Origin of the sequence: Pseudomonas frederiksbergensis (genome assembly GCF_003732705.1) — a bacterium.
In the GTDB taxonomy this organism is placed as follows: Bacteria; Pseudomonadota; Gammaproteobacteria; order Pseudomonadales; family Pseudomonadaceae; genus Aquipseudomonas; species Aquipseudomonas frederiksbergensis_F.
The window spans coordinates 180,618-198,323 of sequence record NZ_MOBR01000041.1 but is presented as its reverse complement, the minus strand read 5'-3'; the positions used below and the strand labels follow the sequence as shown (position 1 = coordinate 198,323).

Below are 17,706 nucleotides of genomic sequence, written 5' to 3'. Positions count from 1 at the left end.
CGAACGAGCGCGGGTCGTTGCTTGAGGCACACGTATATGTGGCTCGACCGGTGTCGTCTGCGTAATCGCTGTCGGGAAGTGTATCTGCCGAAAATCCACTGACGTTAGTACCATTCAGTATTCGACTATTTGAAATTGTTGCGCTGAAAATCCGCTACGGCCAATCGATGGCCTCGGATAGCTCAATAAGCGGGCACGCAAGCAGGTGCCTTGGGCTGATCGTTGTGAGAGGAATCAGTGGGTGTGCTCGTCAGTAGCCTTGGAAGGCTCGTCAGAAAAGACGTGCACCGCTGGCAAAAGAGCCAGGTCTGACGCTGTGAAGCAGGTTTGTCTCGGTCGCGTCTGCGGCGTTGACGATAAAGCATCAAGCGTTTTACGCAAATGCCATAAGCCCGGCTGAGGGCCGGGCTTGGCAGAAGCTTGCTACGAACGTCTGTGTATTAGTACAGACGAACGGCGCGGCGCTGTTCGCGCTGTACTTTCTTGGCGTGACGCTTAACAGCGGCTGCTGCTTTGCGCTTACGCTCAGAAGTTGGCTTCTCGTAAAATTCGCGGCTACGAACTTCAGCCAGTACACCGGCTTTTTCGCAGGAGCGCTTGAAACGACGCAGAGCTACGTCGAAGGGTTCGTTCTCTTTTACTTTGACGGCTGGCATCCAGAGCTACCTTCATTCATTACCGGGGTCAACATCCTCGCGGCAAAAGAGCACTTGAAGACGTCGGTTTTTAAGGGTTGCGGATGTTAACTCCTCATCGACCGGAATGCAAAGCCTCTGATCGAAAACCGCTAGTCGGGGCATCCCATGGCGACTATTATGCGCGCCTTCGAATTCAGCCTAAACAAGGCGCAAACCCATGCTAGTACTGGGATTAGAAACCTCCTGCGACGAAACCGGTGTCGCATTATATGACAGTGAACGCGGCCTGCTGGCCGACGCGCTGTTCAGCCAGATCGACCTGCATCGCGCCTATGGCGGTGTGGTGCCGGAGCTGGCCTCCCGTGATCACGTCAAACGCATGCTGCCCTTGATCCGTCAGGTGTTGGCCGAAGGCGACTGCGTGCCGACCGAGATCGACGCCATCGCTTATACCGCCGGTCCAGGCCTGGTGGGGGCGCTGCTGGTCGGGGCTTCCTGCGCTCAGGCGCTGGCCTTTGCCTGGGGTATTCCAGCGCTTGGCGTGCACCACATGGAAGGCCATTTGCTGGCGCCGATGCTGGAGCCGCAACCGCCCGAATTCCCGTTCGTCGCTTTGTTGGTGTCGGGCGGTCATACGCAGCTGGTTCAGGTCGACGGGATCGGCCAATACACGTTGTTGGGTGAGACCCTCGATGACGCGGCCGGTGAAGCGTTCGACAAGACCGCGAAGATGATGGGCCTCAATTATCCAGGCGGTCCGGAAATCGCGCGACTGGCGGAACAAGGTGTAGCGGGGCGTTTCACTTTCCCGCGTCCGATGTGTGACCGTCCGGGCCTGGCCTTCAGTTTCAGCGGCTTGAAAACCTCCGCCCTGAACACCTGGCAGCAATGCGTCAGCGCCGGGGACGACAGCGAGCAAGCCCGTTGCGACATCTCGCTGGCGTTCCAGCAAGCCGTGGTGGAGACTTTGACCATCAAGTGCAAGCGTGCCCTGAAAGCGGCTGGCATGAAGCGTCTGGTCATCGCTGGGGGCGTCAGTGCCAACAAGGCACTGCGCGTTTCACTGGAGAAAATGCTCGGCGACATGAAGGGTGACGTGTTTTACGCCCGTCCCGAGTTCTGCACCGATAACGGCGCGATGATTGCGTTTGCCGGTTGCCAGCGTTTGCAGGCGGGTCAGCACGAAAGCCTGGCGATCAGCGTGCAGGCGCGCTGGCCGATGGAGCAATTGACCGCGCTGTGATGAGCGGCGCTCATGTGCGGTATTTAAAAATGCCGTTCGCGCCCCGCAAACAGGTCGCGTAGATTGCCGCGATGTCGCCAGACGATCAGCGCCGTGAGTGCGCTCATCGGCAGTAGTGCCGCCGGCTCTTGCCAGGCGAGCAATGGCAGGGTCAGCGGTGTGGCGATCAGCGCCGCCAGTGAGCTGGTGCGGGTCAGGTAGAACGTCAGCAGCCAGGCGCAGACCGCCAGCAGAGCCGCTGGCGGGTAAAGGCCCAGCAACATGCCGGCGGCGGTGGCGACACCTTTGCCGCCGCGAAAGCGGAAGTACAGCGGGAACAGATGACCGATGACGGCACAAACGCCGATCCAGGCCTGTTCTTGCAGCGAAAGGCCGGCAACAGCGGCGATCAGTACGGGCAACAAGCCTTTGCACAGGTCCCCGAGCAAGGTCAGGACGGCGAGTTTTTTGCCGGCCAGGCGCAACATGTTGGTGGCGCCGGCATTGCCCGAGCCACTCATTCGCGGATCGGGGTTACCCGTCAGGCGGCTGAGCAAAATGGCGAAGGACAGAGAGCCGAGCAGGTAGGCGAAGGTCGCCAATAACCAAAACATGCTAACTATTCCGGGCGAGGACGCCCTGATTCTAACGGCGCATCGCGCCCTTGTCGTGCAGCGGAGAAAAGTGCTTGGACAGAGTGTTTATCGAGGGCCTGGAAGTCGACACCGTGATTGGTGCCTACGACTGGGAGCGAGGCATCCGCCAGTGTCTGCGACTTGACCTGAGCTTCGCTTGGGACAATCGCCCGGCAGCAGCGGGTGACGACCTGACCCTGGCGCTCGACTACGCGAGCGTTTCGTCTCGTATCCAGGCGTTCGCCGAGCAGGCGCAGTTCCAACTGGTCGAGACCTTTGCCGAGCGTTTGGTTGAAGTCCTGATGAGCGAATTCAAGATCACCTGGATGCGCCTCAAGCTGACCAAGCCAGGCGCGGTCCCGGCAGCCACCGGCGGCGTGGGCGTGGAGATCGAGCGCGGATGTCGCTGACTCAGGTGTACCTCGGGCTCGGTAGCAATATCGAGCGCGAAACCCATTTGCAGGCTGGCCTGGAAGCCCTGGCGGGGTTTCTGGTGGATATCCGTTGCTCGGCGGTGTTCGAAAGTCAGCCAGTGGGGATCAAGAGCGGTCCGTTCTTCAATTTCGTGGTGTCGGCCTTCACTGATCTGCCGCTGATGGAGCTGGACCGCCGACTGAAATTCATCGAGGCGGACAACGGCCGTTATGCGCCGGATCGCAAGGGTTTGCCGCTGGATATCGATGTGTTGTTGTTCGGCGATCTGGTGGGCAACTTTGATGGGTTGATTCTGCCCCGGGCAGAGATCCTGAAAAATGCCTTCGTGCTGTGGCCGTTGTCGCTGATTGCGCCGGACCGGGTGCATCCGGGTGTGGGCAAAAGCTTTGCGACCTTATGGCGTGAAGCGCAGATTGATCAGGTGTTGGCGCCGGTGGGGTTCGAGTGGCGTGGGCAGCCGTTGACGCCTTCAGATTTGTTGTGAAGCGGATGACGCCTTCGCGGGCAAGCCTCGGTCCTACGGATTTGAGTCGTTTGCACATTGTGTAAGCGACTCCGTCCTGTAGGAGCGAGGCTTGCCCGCGAAGCTTTTCAGGCAGACGCAGCCTCTTTGTACGCTTTCAGCGCCTTAAGCCGCTCACGCTTGATCGCCTCTCCCAGCTCCGGCCCCTTGAATCCCTTCTCCAACAACGGCTGCACCGCCACACCCCGCGCTGCATTTGCAGCTCCGCGCAAATAATCCGCCTGTGGATAACTTCTCTGCTCCAGGCCCTTGCGCCCGCGGGCATCCATCTCGCACGCCGCAATAAACTCCTCGAATCGCTGCGGTCGCCGGTAGACATCAAAACTCTGCAACAACTCCAGCAACGTCGACGGCTTCAGCTCCAGGGCTCGATGCCCGTGGGTGTGAAACTGGCCGACCAGCAATGCCAATTCCTGACAATCCTTCGGTGCCTTGAATCGTTCGTTGACCGCTTTAATCAGTTTCAGGCCCGTGTGCTCATGGGCGATGTGCCGAGGCCATTCCTCTTTCGGAGTCAGGCCTTTGCCCAAATCATGCAGCAGACACGCCCAGCGCACCGTTAGCGGCTGTTTGTACAGCGCCGCTTGTTCCAGCACGCTCAAGGTGTGCACGCCGGTGTCGATTTCCGGGTGATGGGCTTCGGGCTGCGGCACGCCGAACAGTGCATCGACTTCCGGCATTAGCACTTTCAGCGCATCGCACGCACGCAGGACTTCGATGAATACCTGTGGGTGATCTTCCATCAGGGCGCGGGAAATTTCCTTCCAGCTGCGTTCAGCCGTCAACGCCTCCAGTTCACCGGAATCGCTGAGCTGGCGCATCAGCTCCAGCGTCTCTGGTGCGACGGTAAAACCCAGCCCTGCATAGCGCGCGGCGAAGCGGGCAACACGCAGAACCCGGAGCGGATCTTCGGCGAACGCGGGGGAAACGTGGCGAAGAAGGCGTGCTTCAAGATCCCGCTGCCCATGGTAAGGGTCGGTCAGGTTCTGCTGATAGTCTTCGGCCATGGCATTGATCGTCAGGTCGCGGCGAATCAGGTCTTCTTCGAGGGTCACTTCAGGGCTGGCGTGGAAGGTGAAGCCGCCATAACCGCGTCCGCTTTTGCGTTCGGTGCGGGCGAGGGCATATTCCTCACCGCTTTTAGGGTGAAGAAAAACCGGGAAGTCCGAGCCCACCGGGCGATAGCCCTTGGCGAGCATTTCTTCGGTGGTGGCGCCTACCACGACCCAGTCGATATCGGTGACAGGCTTGCCCAGCAGGCGATCGCGTACGGCGCCGCCGACTTTATAAATCTGCATAAAAAACCTCCGTTAGCTCGACAGAATAACCGTTGCGTCGAACTTCCGGAGGCGAAAACAGAATCAAAGGTGAATGACAGCCAGGTCGAGCCGACCGTAATCCCCCTCGGCGTGCTCGCTTCTGGGCGGAACGTGATGGACTTTCATCACTTGGTCGCCTTGCAGGGTTTCCAGGTGGATGTCGAAGCCCCAGAGCCGGTGCAGGTGCTTGAGCACTTCCTCGGTGGACTCGCCCAGCGGTTTGCGGTCGTGCTGCTGGTGACGCAAGGTCAGGGAGCGGTCGCCACGTCGGTCGATGCTGTAAATCTGCACGTTGGGTTCGCGGTTGCCCAGGTTGTACTGGGCCGCCAAGGTTTCACGGATGGTCCGGTAGCCGGGTTCGTCGTGAATGGCCGGGACCAGCAGGTCGTCCTTCTGGTCGTCATCAAGAATGCTGAACAACTTCAAGTCGCGGATCACCTGAGGCGACAGGTACTGCAGGATGAAACTCTCATCCTTGAAGCTGCTCATGGCGAACTTGATGCTCGACAGCCAGTCGGTACCGGCGATTTCCGGGAACCAGCGGTAATCCTCCTCGGTCGGGTGTTCACACATGCGCCGAATGTCTCGATACATGGCAAAGCCCAAGGCGTAGGGGTTGATGCCGCTGTAATAGGGGCTGTCGAAACCTGGCTGCATGACCACACTGGTGTGGGACGTCAGGAACTCCATCATGAAGCCGTCGGTGACCAGGCCTTCGTCGTACAGGTCGTTCATCAGCGTGTAGTGCCAGAACGTCGCCCAGCCTTCGTTCATCACCTGAGTCTGGCGTTGCGGGTAGAAATACTGGGCGATCTTGCGCACGATCCGCACAATTTCCCGCTGCCAAGGCTCCAGCAGCGGCGCGTGTTTTTCGATGAAGTACAGGATGTTTTCCTGCGGTTCGGCGGGGAAGCGTGCGTTGTCCTTGTCGCTGTACTTGTCCGCGCCTTTTGGAATGGTGCGCCACAGGTCGTTGATCTGTTTCTGCAGATGCTCTTCGCGATCCTTCTGCCGCCGGCGTTCTTCTTCGGCGGAAATCGGGTAGGGACGTTTGTAACGGTCAACGCCGTAGTTCATCAGGGCGTGGCAGGAATCGAGCAGGTCTTCCACCGCGTCGATACCGTGGCGCTCTTCGCACTGCATGATGTACTGCTTGGCGAACACCAGGTAATCGATGATCGAACTGGCATCGGTCCAGGTGCGGAACAGGTAGTTGCCCTTGAAGAAGCTGTTGTGGCCATAGCAGGCATGAGCCACCACCAGTGCCTGCATGCAGATGGTGTTTTCTTCCATCAGGTAGGCGATGCATGGATCCGAGTTGATCACAATCTCGTAGGCCAGGCCCATCTGGCCGCGGGTGTAGGATTTCTCGGTGCTTAGGAAGTGTTTGCCGTAGGACCAATGGTGATAACCCAAGGGCATGCCGACGGAAGCGTAGGCATCCATCATCTGCTCGGCGGTGATCACTTCGATCTGGTTGGGGTAGGTATCCAGGGCATAACGGGCCGCCAGGCGACTGATTTCCTTGTCGTAGGCCTGGATCAGCTCGAATGTCCATTCGGAGCCGGTGGAAATGGGTTGGCGCTTCTGCTCTTTGGCGGTCATGTCACTAACCTGCGCTGGAAGAGTTCACGGAAGACCGGATAGATATCTCCGGCCGAGACCAGTTGCTGCTGGGCAAAAGTGTCAGAGAAGGCTTCGGCGATGCGTTCGTATTCGAACCACAAGGCCTGGTGTTCGCGCGGGGTGATCTCAACGTAAGTGTAGTACTGCACAAACGGCATGATCTGGTTGATCAGGATGTCGCGGCAGATCGGCGAGTCATCGTTCCAGTTGTCGCCGTCGGAAGCCTGGGCGGCATAGATGTTCCACTCATTGCTCGGATAACGTTCGGCCATGATCTCCTGCATCAGTTTCAACGCGCTGGAGACGATGGTGCCGCCGGTTTCCCGTGAGTAGAAAAACTCTTCCTCATCCACTTCCCGGGCGCTGGTGTGGTGGCGGATGAACACGACGTCGATCTTGTCGTAGTTACGCTTGAGAAACAGGTACAGCAGGATAAAGAAGCGCTTGGCGATGTCCTTGGTCGCTTGGGTCATCGAGCCGGACACGTCCATCAGGCAGAACATCACCGCTTTGGAGCTGGGATTGGGCTGCTTGATGAGCAAGTTGTACTTGAGGTCGAACGTATCGAGGAACGGCACCCGGTGAATCCGTGCGCTGAGTTTCTCGATTTCCGCTTCGATTTCCTGGATATCGCCGAAGTTGTCCGGCTCTTCCCGTTTGAGTCGGGCCAGTTCCTCTTTGGCGTCGCGTAAGCGCTTGCGGCTGCTGCCGGACAGGGCAATGCGCCGGGCGTGGGCCGAGCGCAAGGTGCGGATGATGTTGATCCGCGACGGGTTGCCCTCGTTGCTGATGCCTGCGCGAACGGTTTTGAAGGTGTCGGTGCCGGTCAGGTTGCGTTTGACCAGGTTCGGCAATTCGAGGTCCTCGAACATGAACTCGAGGAATTCCTCCTGGGTGATCTGGAAGACGAACTCGTCCATCCCTTCGCCGGAGTTGCCGGCCTTGCCGGGGCCTCTGCCGCCACCACCTGCGGGCGGCCGGGCGATGTGTTCGCCGCTGGTAAATTCCTTGTTGCCAGGGTGCACGACGGTTTGCTTGCCGCCGCGGCCGTGGTGAAGCACCGGTTCGTCGATGTCGCGACCGGGAATGCTGATCTGTTCGCCATGTTCCATATCGGTAATGGAACGCCGGCTGACCGCCTCTTCGACGGCCTTTTTGATGTGATCACGGTAACGCCGCAGGAACCGCTGGCGGTTCACCGTGCTCTTGTTCTTGCCATTGAGACGTCGGTCGATCACATAGCTCATAGGGCCCTCCGGGCAGCTTCAAGTTGTGAGCTGCAAGCTGCAAGAAGAAGCAGTTGCCCGGATATCAGGGCTTATGCGCTTCTCTCTTGTCGCTTGCAGCTTGGAGCTTGCTGCTGCGTCACTGCGATTTCCGGACCCGTAGGTACCATTCTGAAAGAAGCCGTACCTGTTTGTCGGTGTAGCCGCGCTCCACCATCCTTGTGACAAAGTCGTTGTGCTTCTGCTGGTCCTCTTTGCTGGCCTTGGCATTGAAGCTGATGACCGGCAGCAGGTCCTCGGTGTTGGAGAACATTTTCTTCTCGATAACCACCCGCAGTTTTTCGTAGCTGAGCCAGGTTGGGTTCTTGCCGTTGTTGTTGGCCCGGGCGCGCAACACGAAGTTGACGATTTCGTTGCGGAAATCCTTCGGATTGCTGATGCCGGCCGGTTTTTCGATTTTCTCCAGTTCTTCGTTCAGCGCCACGCGGTTGAGGATTTCGCCGGTTTCCGGGTCGCGGTATTCCTGGTCCTGGATCCAGAAGTCGGCGTACAGCACGTAGCGGTCGAAGATGTTCTGGCCGTACTCGCTGTAAGACTCGAGGTAGGCGGTCTGGATCTCCTTGCCGATGAACTCGATATAACGCGGTGCCAGGTATTCCTTGAGGAAACGCAAGTAGCGCTCGCGGGTCTCGGCCTGGAATTGTTCCTGTTCGATCTGCTGTTCCAACACGTAGAGCAAGTGTACCGGGTTAGCGGCGATTTCGTGCGGATCGAAGTTGAAGACCTTCGACAGGATTTTGAACGCGAACCGGGTCGAGAGACCGTTCATGCCTTCGTCGACGCCCGCGTTGTCGCGGTATTCCTGAATCGACTTGGCTTTTGGATCGGTGTCCTTGAGGTTCTCGCCGTCATACACGCGCATCTTGGAGTAGATGTTCGAGTTTTCCGGCTCTTTGAGACGCGAGAGCACGGTGAATTGGGCGAGCATTTTCAGGGTGTCGGGCGCGCAATGGGCCTTGGCCAGCGAACTGTTGAACAGCAACTTGTCGTAGATCTTCACTTCGTCGCTGACCCGCAGGCAGTACGGAACCTTGACGATGTAGATCCGGTCGATGAACGCTTCGTTGTTCTTGTTGTTGCGGAAGGTGTGCCACTCCGATTCGTTGGAGTGAGCCAGCAGGATCCCGGTGAACGGAATCGCGCCCAGGCCTTCGGTACTGTTGTAGTTGCCTTCCTGGGTGGCGGTCAGCAATGGGTGCAGCACCTTGATCGGTGCCTTGAACATTTCGACGAATTCCATCAGGCCCTGGTTGGCCCGGCACAGCGCACCGGAGTAGCTATAAGCGTCGGCGTCGTTCTGTGGGTACTCTTCGAGTTTGCGGATATCGACCTTACCTACCAGCGCCGAGATGTCCTGGTTGTTTTCATCGCCTGGTTCGGTTTTGGCCACGGCGATCTGGTTGAGGATCGACGGATACAGTTTCACCACCCGGAACTGGCTGATGTCACCGCCGAATTCGGCCAGGCGTTTGGTGGCCCATGGCGACATGATGGTGTTGACGTAGCGCCGGGGAATGCCGAAGTCTTCTTCGAGGATCGCGCCATCTTCAGTGGCGTTGAACAGACCCAGGGGCGATTCGAAAACCGGTGAGCCCTTGATCGCGTAGAAGGGTACTTTCTCGATCAGCTGTTTAAGCTTTTCGGCCAGGGACGATTTACCGCCGCCGACGGGACCGAGCAGGTAGAGGATTTGTTTCTTCTCCTCCAGGCCCTGAGCGGCATGGCGGAAATACGACACGATCTGGTCGATGCATTCTTCCATCCCGTGGAAGTCTTCAAAGGCCGGATAGCGGCGGATCACCTTGTTGGAAAAGATTCGCGACAGTCTCGAGTTGGCCGAGGTGTCGAGCAGCTCCGGTTCACCGATGGCCAGCAATAGACGCTCGGCGGCGGAAACGTAGGCGCTGCGGTCCTTTTTACACAGCTCCAGGTACTCTTGCAGCGAGAGTTCTTCCTGGCGTGTGGACTCGAAGCGTTGTTGGAAGTGGCTAAAGATACTCATGACGTCACCTCGCTCGATACGTGGAGCCGACGCCGGATCACTCAGTCGATGCTGGCAGCAACCGAATAGTCAGTTGCTGTTTACCCCCCAGAACTCTTTCGAAGCTGACTACCCCGAAAGCTACTCCCGATGACCCGCGCGCCGGTGTACCGGCTCTCCCCTGTTTTGGATGGCCTGCGCTTAAGGATAGTTGCTTATTCGGGAGGTAAAGGCGAGATACGTAATTAGTTGTGGCAGACCGTTCGTCTGCCACCGCGCGAGCCCACGGGGGCCGGGGCTTGCACGTTACAAAAAAATTATTCGCAAGTGCCTTGCGCAGTTTCCGCGGGGTAAGTGGTGCGCCACAGCTCAAAACCGCCATCCATGCTGTAGACGTCGGAGAAGCCCTGGCTGATCAGGTACGCCGCTGCGCTCTGGCTGGAATTGCCGTGATAGCAGACCACTACCGTCGGTGCATCAAGGTCGGCGGCACGGATGAAATCCGAAATCGAATGATTGTCCAGATGCCTGGAGCCGGCGATGTGCAGCGCGGCATAGGTTTGCGGATCGCGGACATCGACCACCACTGCGCCTTGTTCGCGCAGGACCTGGGCCTGTTCTGGGGGGATACGTTTGAATTCGCTCATGGCGGGCTCCTGTGGCTCGGCTGAAAGCGCAGTCTAGCGCTGGGCGCTGGCTGACGTTTGTTCGGGAATAAGTGGGGCGACTGACGGCTCGGCGTGGCCCTGCTCGTCGCATTTGCAGCTCAGGCGCTCAAGGGTGTCGACGTTCATCAGGGTCATCGCACCGCCCCAGACACAACCAGTGTCGAGGGCGAAAATGCCTGGCTCGTCGCATTTACCTTCAAGGGCCGCCCAGTGACCGAAGATGATCTTCAGGCCTTTGGTCTTGCGTTCCTTGTACTTGAACCACGGGGCGTAACCCGGCGGCGCAGTGTCGACGCCTTCCTTGCCCTTGAGGTCGAGTTTGCCTTCGCTGGTGCAGAAGCGCATGCGGGTGAAATAGTTGGTGATCACCCGCAAGCGATCCACGCCGGTGAGTTCACTGTTCCACTTGGTCGGCTCATTGCCGTACATGCCGTCCAGGTAGGGCGGGAACAGGTTGTCGTCGCGCAGGGCGGCTTCGACTTCGCCGGCGCACTTCAAGGCTTTGCGCAGCGACCATTGTGGCGGGATGCCGGCATGCACCAGGGCGATATCGCGCTGTTCGTCGTAGTGCATGAGTTTTTGCTGACGCAGCCACTCCAGCAGTTCCGCACAATCAGGCGCTTCGAGGATCTCGCGCAGGGTGTCGTTTTTCTTCAGGCGTTCGATGTTATGCCCGGCCGCCAGCAAGTGCAGATCGTGGTTGCCGAGCACGCACACCAGCGATTCGCGGATGCTATAGAGGAAGCGCAGGGTTTCCAGGGATTGCGGGCCACGGTTGACCAGATCGCCCACCAGCCACAGTGTGTCCCGGGCAGGGTCGAAGGCTACTTGCTTGAGCAGACATTGCAGCGGTTCGAGGCAGCCTTGCAGGTCGCCGACAGCATACGTCGCCATCAGTGCAGGGCTCCGGGCACCGCCAGGCGGAATGGCGCGATGACGGCATCGAAGTGCTTACCGTCATCGGCGATCATCTGATAGGTACCTTGCATGGTTCCGACCCGGGTGGTCATCACCGTGCCGCTGCTGTAGGTGTGGTTTTCACCGGCCTGGATCAGCGGCTGCAAACCCACGACGCCAGCACCGCGAACCTCTTCCACATGTCCGTCACCGTCGGTGATTACCCAGTGCCGCGACAGCAACTTGGCCGGTAGCTCGCCATTGTTGTGCACGGTGATGGTGTAGGCGAAGGCAAAGCGGTTGTGCTCGGGTTGCGATTGTTCTGCCAGATAGCGAGTGACGACGCTGACGTCGACCTGATAACGGGGATCGGACATGCAAGAGGCCTTAAAAACGAAGCGGGACGCGGGGCGTAACTGATGGGGTTCAGTCTAGGCCAAGTATCGGGTAGTAAACCAGACATCGCGTCTGGCGTCCTACCCGATCACGCTCATCGGCTGTCAGTCGGCGGCGGGCGCCTGCAGGACTTGTTCGCTGAGCTTGTCGGCCAGACGCACGAAGGCAGCCAGGTCGAGCTGCTCGGGACGCAGGCTGCCATCGACACCGGCGGCTTCGATCTCATCGTTGCTCAGCAGCAACTTGAGGGTGTTGCGCAGGGTCTTGCGGCGCTGGTTGAAGGCTTCGCGCACGACGCGCTCCAGCAGCTTGTGATCCTTCGCCGGGTGCGGCAGTACATCGTGGGGCACCAGGCGCACGATGGCCGAGTCGACTTTCGGCGGCGGATTAAACGCGCCAGGTCCGACGTTGAACAGGTGTTCGACCCGGCAGTGGTACTGAACCATGATCGACAGACGACCCCAGTCACCACCGCCAGGGCCCGCCGCCAGACGCTCGACCACTTCCTTTTGCAGCATGAAGTGCATGTCGCGAATGATGCCGGCGTTGTTCAGCAGGTGGAAAATCAGCGGAGTGGAGATGTTGTACGGCAGGTTACCGACCACACGCAGGCTGTTCGGCGCGGCGTTCAGGCTGTTGAAGTCGAACTTCAGCGCGTCGCCCTGGTGCAGGTTGAAGTTGTCCTTGCCGGCGAATTGCTGGTTGAGGATCGGGATCAGGTCCTTGTCCAGTTCCACCACGTCCAATTGCGCGCCGCTGTTGAGCAGGCCTTGAGTCAGCGCGCCCTGGCCCGGGCCGATCTCCAGCAGGCGGTCTTCGGGCTTGGCACGGATGGCGCGCAGGATGCGGTCGATAACGCCGGCATCGTGCAGGAAGTTCTGGCCAAAGCGTTTGCGCGCCTTGTGTTGGTAATGCTCGGTCATAAACGGGTCTCGGCCATCTGGTAGGCGGTTTCCAGGGCGACTTGCAGGCTGCCGGTGTCGATTTTGCCGCTACCGGCCAGGTCCAGGGCTGTGCCGTGGTCCACCGATGTGCGGATGATCGGCAAGCCGAGGGTCACGTTGACTGCCGCGCCGAAGCCTTTGTACTTCAGCACCGGCAGGCCCTGGTCGTGGTACATCGCCAGCACCGCGTCGCAGTGCTCCAGATATTTGGGGGTAAACAGAGTGTCGGCGGGCAGGGGACCACGAAGGTCCATGCCTTCGCCGCGCAGGCGCTCTAATGTAGGTTCGATAATGTCGATTTCTTCATGGCCCAGGTGTCCGCCTTCACCGGCGTGGGGGTTGAGCCCACATACCAGGATACGTGGCTGGGCAATGCCGAATTTTTCTTGCAGGTCGGCGTGCAGAATCCGCGTGACCCGTTCCAGACGCTCCGGGGTGATTGCATCGGCAATCTCGCGCAGGGGCAGGTGAGTGGTGACCAGGGCCACGCGCAATCCGCGGGTGGCGAGCATCATCACTACTTGTGCGGTATGGGTCAGGTCAGCGAGGAATTCCGTATGCCCGGAAAAGGCGATCCCGGATTCATTGATCACACCCTTGTGCACCGGCGCAGTGATCATCCCGGCGAAATCCCCGTCCATGCAGCCTTGGCCGGCACGGGTCAGGGTTTCCAGGACAAACGCCGCATTGGCCTTGTCCAGTTGCCCGGCGGTGACCTTGGCGTTGAGCGGAGTATCCCAGACGTACAGGCTGTTGGCTGGCGCAGGGATATCCGGCCAGTGGTCCGGGGTGACCGGCAACAGGTCGACGACCACGCCCAGTTGCGCGGCCCGCTCGATGAGCAGGTCGCGGCTGGTAATGGCAATCAGGGGATGTGGCTGGGCTTGCGAGGCGAGCAGCAGGCACAGGTCAGGACCTATGCCGGCCGGTTCACCGGGTGTCAGCGCGAAACGCTTGGGTTTCACTGCGCTGCCTGGTCTGCACCAGGGAGTTTGATCTCTACGTACGCTTCGTCACGGATCTGACGCAGCCAGGTTTGCAGCTCTTCGTCGTATTTGCGGTTACGCAGTACGGTCATCGCTTGCTGCTCACGGGCCTGGGTGGTGCTGTCAGTGGCGCGACGGCCAAGGACTTCCAGGACGTGCCAGCCATATTGGGTCTTGAACGGCTTGGACAGCTGACCTTGTGGGGTCTTGGCCATCACTTCGCGGAACTCAGGAACCAGTGCATTCGGGTCGATCCAGTTCAGGTCGCCGCCGTTGAGGGCAGAACCCGGATCTTCCGAGAAGCTTTTCGCCAGCTCGCCGAAATCTTCGCCCGCTTCGATACGGGTGTAGAGCGATTGAACCAGGGCCTTGGTTTTTTCTTCGTCGCGAATCGGGCTTGGTTTGACCAGGATGTGACGCACATGCACTTCGTCACGCATCTGCGTCTCGCCGCCACGTTTCTCGAGGATCTTCAAAATGATGAAGCCGCCCGGAGTACGCATTGGCTGGGTGATGTCGCCAACCGCCATGGTGCTCAGCATGCGATCGAACGGAGGTGGCAATTGAGCCGCTTTGCGGAAGCCCATGTCGCCGCCTTCCAGTGCGGTTTCGCTGGCGGATTTGGCGATTGCCAACTGACCGAAGTCAGCGCCTTGCTTGAGTTGCTGGTACACCGCATCCGCTTGTTTGGCCGCTGCCTGAATCGCGTCGGAGTTGGCGCTTTCCGGCGTAGGAATCAGGATGTTGGCCAGACGGAATTCTTCGGACAGCTGCATTTTGCCCAGATCAGAAGCGAGGAAGTTCTTCACTTCCTGCTCGGACACCTGGATGCGCTCGGCCACACGACGCTGGCGTACACGGCTGATGATCATTTCGCGACGAATCTGGTCACGGGCGTCGTCGTAAGACAGACCGTCGTGAGCCAGGGCGGCGCGGAATTGCTCGATCGACATGTTATTGCGCTGGGCAATGGTGCCAACGGCCTGGTTCAGTTCTTCATCGGTAATGCGGATGCCGGAACGTTCGCCGATCTGCAATTGCAGGTTTTCGACGATCAGACGTTCCAGTACCTGCTGATCCAGCACGCTGGTTGGCGGCACGGCAGCGCCACGCTTGGCGATGGTTTGCTGAACTTCGTGGACCCGTTGGTCCAGTTGGCTCTGCATGACCACGTCGTTGTCGACGATGGCCACCACTTTGTCGATGGACTGTACCGCGGCGTTAGCCGCGGTACCCAGGAACAACGCGCCCAGTACTAGCGGGCGCAGACAATCAGAAAGCTTGGTCTTCACGTTCACGATAACCTTGAATGCCTTTGTCGAGGAAGCTCTCTACTTTGGCGCCGGTGAGGCCGCCGAGTCCCTTCAGAACAATTTGGAGGAAGACGCCATGGTCGCCTTTTTCGTTTTGCGGGGCTTCTTGACTGAACTCGTCGTAGGAAACCCAGTAACGGTTGATCAGGCGCAGTTTCCAGCAGCAGTTGTCGTACTCGAAACCACCGAAGGCTTCCAGGGTACGGTTGCGGTTGTAGTCATACTGCCAGCGGCTGATGGCGTTCCATTGCGGCACGATCGGCCAGATCACCGAGAAGTCGTGCTGTTTGATCTTGTAGTAATCCTTCACGAAGCCAGGTTGCCCTTCAACGCCGTAGTCACCACCGCCCACCGACCATTTGCCGGTGTTCTGGTCATAACGGACCTGGTCATTGCGATAGCGATAACCGGCGTTGATAACCTTGTTCGGGTTGTCTTCAGGCTGGTAGTGGAACATCGCGCTACCCGAACGCGGGCTGCGGCTGTCCGGATCCCAGTTGTAGTCGGCCGTGGTACGCCAATCGCGGTTCCAGCGATATTCGTATTCCAGCGCGTAGGGCGAAACGTTGGAGTGCGCATCGTCCCGGGTTTTCGCGTCGATGCCCGGCAACTGGACTTCGCGGTCCTTGAAGTACAAGGCCTGGCCGACGCTGATACGTTGACGTTCGAAACCGTTGTCTTCGATCCAGCGGTTGGTAATGCCCAAGGACAATTTGTTCTCGTCGCCTATACGGTCGGAACCGGAGAAGCGGTTGTCGCGGAATAGGGACGAATAGTTGAACGTAGATTCGCTGGTATCGAATATCGGAATGTCTTTCTGGTCTTCCTCAGGTACATAGAGATAGAACAGACGAGGTTCCAGGGTTTGGCGATAGTTCTTGCCGAACCATTGAGTATTGCGATCGAAATACAGCCCACTGTCGATGCTGGCGATTGGCACGCCACGACTTTGATTGCGGCTGTAGGTGCCGTTGAGTCGGTCACCTTCAGCGTTTTGGCCGGCAATGTCAGCTTTGCCCTTGTTATCAAGATCCAAGTCGTACTGAGTGTATTGATATTTAAGCGATGGTTTCAGGAAACCATAGGTTGTATTCATCGGGTAGCTGACGACAGGTGCTACGTTGAGACGATTGCCGGTTGCTCGTGCCAGGCCCAAAACGTTGGTATCAAGCCGCGGCTGGGGATCTGTTCCGTCTTCATTGGTGTAACTACCGGTTTTCAAGTCCCGGTCAAACCGCACGATTTCCGTGTTGTACGCGAAATCAAGGCCACCTGGATGGTAGGGCAGCGCACCGTCGAACGTAATTTGCGGTAGGCGATCGTAAGGCGTGATATTTGAAACAGTCGCCAGTTGATAAGACTGTGCATTGAGACGAGCGGTATAGCTGTCACCACGGTAAGTGATAGAACCCTGCTGATTCACATAGTCCGCGGTTTTCACGCCAATCTGGTCAGTCTGCAAATCCTGGAAGTAATACGGATCGCTGATCTTGGTGTAGTCAACCTGCGTGAATACACGCGAGTCGAGGCCACCCTTGTGTTGCCAGTTGTACATGTAGCGGGTTTTTTCGGCATCGGTCTGCTTGTCGCGATCGCTGCTTTCATCGTTGAGATATGCAGCACCGAACTGACCTTCGCTGGACTTGGTCAGGTAGCGGAACTCGCCTTCCATCAACAGGCCATGCTTGGCCATGTAACGCGGATATAACGTGGCATCGTAGTTCGGTGCCAGGTTGAAGTAGTACGGCGTGACCAGCATGAAGCCGGTGTCGCTGCCGGTGCCGATGGTCGGCGGCAGGAAACCGGATTGGCGACGGTCGTCGATCGGGAAGTAGATGTACGGCGTGTACAGGACCGGAATGTCCTTGACCCGCAGTGTCACGTTGGTCGCGGTACCGAAACCGGTGGCCGGGTTCAAGGTGATGTTGTTGCCCTTGAGCTGCCAGGCGTTGCTGTTCGGTTCGCACGTGGTGTACGTACCATCCTTGAGGCGGATGATCGCGTTCTCGGCACGTTTGGCGTACAGCGCGTTACCGCGGATACGGGATTTGTGCATCACGTATTCGGCGTTATCGACCTTGGCTTCACCGGTGTCGAGCTGCACGTCGGCGTGGTCGCCCACGATCAGTGCGCCATTGTCGCGAATGCGGACGTTGCCGCTCAGTTCGCCACGGCTCTCGGCCTGGTACAGGCTGGCCTCGTCGGCTTCGGCCTGCATGCTGCCCTGACGCAATACCACGTCACCGGCCAGCGTGCCGATCTGATCTTCGGTGTTATAGCGCGAAGCCTTGGCGCCGATAAAGGTCGGTGCGTCACTTTTATTCGTCTTGTCATTCATGCCAGGACGAATTGGTTCGATATAGGAACCAGAGCAGTAAGGACCGGTTTCGGCCAACTGCGCAGCGGTGAGCTTCTCGCGCGGAACCCAGTCGAGGTGACTGTAGTCTGCGCTACGGGACTTCAGACCGCGGCCCTTGGACTCAGTGACCAGCACAGGCTTGGCGCCGGTGTCTTCGCTGGAGCCGTTCGGGGCCACAGCTTCGCCGTTCGCGGTGACTGCTGCGCTGCCGTCATGGACGGGCCGCGGCGGCAATGCAGCTGCCGGCGACTTGGGCGCACAGTCCCAGGCACCCGAAGCAGAGACTGAGCAGTCATACTGTTCCGCAGCGACCACGTAGGAAGTGGCTAGGGGTTGCAGGGCCAGCAGACTGCCGGTAACCAACAACGGAAATTTTTTACGAAACGCGGGGGATTTCAATGCCATCTTATTAGTCCGGGCTTCCTGCGTGCCATCTGCCCGCGGTGTGGGCCGCACGCCTCTCGATGGTCTGAAAAAG

The 17,706-nt window shown here is 58.8% G+C and carries 16 protein-coding genes; 3 read left to right on the top strand and 13 right to left on the bottom strand.

Annotation, left to right across the window (positions count from 1 at the left end; translation table 11 throughout):
• Positions 1-440: 440 nt before the first annotated feature.
• On the bottom strand, positions 441-656 hold the full coding sequence (rpsU, locus tag BK667_RS28525; RefSeq protein ID WP_002551877.1) for a 30S ribosomal protein S21: 216 nt from the start codon (positions 654-656) through the stop codon (positions 441-443).
• 199 nt (positions 657-855) lie between these two features.
• Between rpsU and tsaD the strand changes: the two genes are divergently transcribed.
• Positions 856-1,881, top strand: coding sequence for a tRNA (adenosine(37)-N6)-threonylcarbamoyltransferase complex transferase subunit TsaD (gene tsaD, locus BK667_RS28520; protein WP_123513062.1), 1,026 nt, complete (start codon positions 856-858; stop codon positions 1,879-1,881).
• Positions 1,882-1,904: 23 nt separating this feature from the next.
• On the opposite strand, the gene plsY is transcribed toward tsaD, so the two are convergent.
• Positions 1,905-2,474 carry a glycerol-3-phosphate 1-O-acyltransferase PlsY gene (gene plsY / locus BK667_RS28515; protein WP_123513060.1) on the bottom strand — a complete coding sequence of 190 codons (570 nt, stop codon included), beginning with the start codon at positions 2,472-2,474 and terminating at the stop codon, positions 1,905-1,907.
• A gap of 74 nt (positions 2,475-2,548) precedes the next feature.
• On the opposite strand from plsY, the gene folB reads away from it, so the two are divergent.
• Together folB and folK are read left to right on the top strand one after the other, a co-directional pair.
• Positions 2,549-2,905, top strand: coding sequence for a dihydroneopterin aldolase (gene folB / locus BK667_RS28510; RefSeq protein ID WP_008051601.1), 357 nt, complete (start codon positions 2,549-2,551; stop codon positions 2,903-2,905).
• Entirely contained in the window at positions 2,896-3,414 is a 519-nt protein-coding gene (gene folK / locus BK667_RS28505; protein ID WP_123513058.1) for a 2-amino-4-hydroxy-6-hydroxymethyldihydropteridine diphosphokinase, read from the top strand. The genes folB and folK overlap by 10 nt, the downstream gene beginning before the upstream one ends.
• A 107-nt stretch (positions 3,415-3,521) precedes the next feature.
• On the opposite strand, the gene BK667_RS28500 is transcribed toward folK, so the two are convergent.
• From BK667_RS28500 to BK667_RS28450, 11 genes are all read right to left on the bottom strand, one after another.
• Positions 3,522-4,751: a multifunctional CCA addition/repair protein gene (locus tag BK667_RS28500; protein ID WP_123599567.1), complete on the bottom strand. Its 1,230-nt coding sequence runs from the start codon at positions 4,749-4,751 to the stop codon at positions 3,522-3,524.
• 63 nt (positions 4,752-4,814) lie between these two features.
• On the bottom strand, positions 4,815-6,377 hold the full coding sequence (locus BK667_RS28495) for a SpoVR family protein (RefSeq protein WP_123513053.1): 1,563 nt from the start codon (positions 6,375-6,377) through the stop codon (positions 4,815-4,817).
• Positions 6,374-7,645: a YeaH/YhbH family protein gene (locus BK667_RS28490; RefSeq protein ID WP_123513051.1), complete on the bottom strand. Its 1,272-nt coding sequence runs from the start codon at positions 7,643-7,645 to the stop codon at positions 6,374-6,376. Before BK667_RS28490 ends, BK667_RS28495 begins: the two co-directional genes overlap by 4 nt.
• A gap of 118 nt (positions 7,646-7,763) precedes the next feature.
• The gene (locus BK667_RS28485; RefSeq protein ID WP_123410542.1) at positions 7,764-9,686 is read right to left on the bottom strand and encodes a PrkA family serine protein kinase; all 1,923 of its coding nucleotides are present in this window, start codon (positions 9,684-9,686) and stop codon (positions 7,764-7,766) included.
• 296 nt (positions 9,687-9,982) lie between these two features.
• Positions 9,983-10,312 carry a thiosulfate sulfurtransferase GlpE gene (glpE, locus tag BK667_RS28480; protein WP_123513049.1) on the bottom strand — a complete coding sequence of 110 codons (330 nt, stop codon included), beginning with the start codon at positions 10,310-10,312 and terminating at the stop codon, positions 9,983-9,985.
• Positions 10,313-10,345: 33 nt separating this feature from the next.
• Complete coding sequence (locus BK667_RS28475; protein WP_123599566.1) at positions 10,346-11,227, bottom strand: symmetrical bis(5'-nucleosyl)-tetraphosphatase; 882 nt, start codon at positions 11,225-11,227, stop codon at positions 10,346-10,348.
• Positions 11,227-11,607 carry a Co2+/Mg2+ efflux facilitator ApaG/CorD gene (gene apaG, locus BK667_RS28470; RefSeq protein ID WP_123513045.1) on the bottom strand — a complete coding sequence of 127 codons (381 nt, stop codon included), beginning with the start codon at positions 11,605-11,607 and terminating at the stop codon, positions 11,227-11,229. The genes BK667_RS28475 and apaG overlap by 1 nt, the downstream gene beginning before the upstream one ends.
• Before the next feature lie 123 nt (positions 11,608-11,730).
• The gene (gene rsmA / locus BK667_RS28465; RefSeq protein ID WP_123513043.1) at positions 11,731-12,549 is read right to left on the bottom strand and encodes a 16S rRNA (adenine(1518)-N(6)/adenine(1519)-N(6))-dimethyltransferase RsmA; all 819 of its coding nucleotides are present in this window, start codon (positions 12,547-12,549) and stop codon (positions 11,731-11,733) included.
• Positions 12,546-13,535, bottom strand: a complete 990-nt coding sequence (gene pdxA / locus BK667_RS28460) for a 4-hydroxythreonine-4-phosphate dehydrogenase PdxA (protein ID WP_123513041.1) — start codon at positions 13,533-13,535, stop codon at positions 12,546-12,548. The genes rsmA and pdxA overlap by 4 nt, the downstream gene beginning before the upstream one ends.
• A complete protein-coding gene (gene surA / locus BK667_RS28455; protein WP_123513039.1) occupies positions 13,532-14,848 on the bottom strand; it encodes a peptidylprolyl isomerase SurA in 1,317 nt (438 codons plus the stop codon). Before surA ends, pdxA begins: the two co-directional genes overlap by 4 nt.
• The gene (locus BK667_RS28450; RefSeq protein ID WP_123599565.1) at positions 14,829-17,633 is read right to left on the bottom strand and encodes an LPS-assembly protein LptD; all 2,805 of its coding nucleotides are present in this window, start codon (positions 17,631-17,633) and stop codon (positions 14,829-14,831) included. Before BK667_RS28450 ends, surA begins: the two co-directional genes overlap by 20 nt.
• Positions 17,634-17,706 lie beyond the last annotated feature (73 nt).

What these genes read in the sequence shown, in the direction of transcription:
- rpsU (WP_002551877.1), bottom strand. Translation starts at nt 656, where the DNA reads ATGCCAGCCGTCAAAGTAAAAGAGAACGAACCCTTCGACGTAGCTCTG.
- tsaD (WP_123513062.1), top strand. Translation starts at nt 856, where the DNA reads ATGCTAGTACTGGGATTAGAAACCTCCTGCGACGAAACCGGTGTCGCA.
- plsY (WP_123513060.1), bottom strand. Translation starts at nt 2,474, where the DNA reads ATGTTTTGGTTATTGGCGACCTTCGCCTACCTGCTCGGCTCTCTGTCC.
- folK (WP_123513058.1), top strand. Translation starts at nt 2,896, where the DNA reads ATGTCGCTGACTCAGGTGTACCTCGGGCTCGGTAGCAATATCGAGCGC.
- BK667_RS28500 (WP_123599567.1), bottom strand. Translation starts at nt 4,751, where the DNA reads ATGCAGATTTATAAAGTCGGCGGCGCCGTACGCGATCGCCTGCTGGGC.
- BK667_RS28495 (WP_123513053.1), bottom strand. Translation starts at nt 6,377, where the DNA reads ATGACCGCCAAAGAGCAGAAGCGCCAACCCATTTCCACCGGCTCCGAA.
- BK667_RS28490 (WP_123513051.1), bottom strand. Translation starts at nt 7,645, where the DNA reads ATGAGCTATGTGATCGACCGACGTCTCAATGGCAAGAACAAGAGCACG.
- BK667_RS28485 (WP_123410542.1), bottom strand. Translation starts at nt 9,686, where the DNA reads ATGAGTATCTTTAGCCACTTCCAACAACGCTTCGAGTCCACACGCCAG.
- glpE (WP_123513049.1), bottom strand. Translation starts at nt 10,312, where the DNA reads ATGAGCGAATTCAAACGTATCCCCCCAGAACAGGCCCAGGTCCTGCGC.
- BK667_RS28475 (WP_123599566.1), bottom strand. Translation starts at nt 11,227, where the DNA reads ATGGCGACGTATGCTGTCGGCGACCTGCAAGGCTGCCTCGAACCGCTG.
- apaG (WP_123513045.1), bottom strand. Translation starts at nt 11,607, where the DNA reads ATGTCCGATCCCCGTTATCAGGTCGACGTCAGCGTCGTCACTCGCTAT.
- rsmA (WP_123513043.1), bottom strand. Translation starts at nt 12,549, where the DNA reads ATGACCGAGCATTACCAACACAAGGCGCGCAAACGCTTTGGCCAGAAC.
- BK667_RS28450 (WP_123599565.1), bottom strand. Translation starts at nt 17,633, where the DNA reads ATGGCATTGAAATCCCCCGCGTTTCGTAAAAAATTTCCGTTGTTGGTT.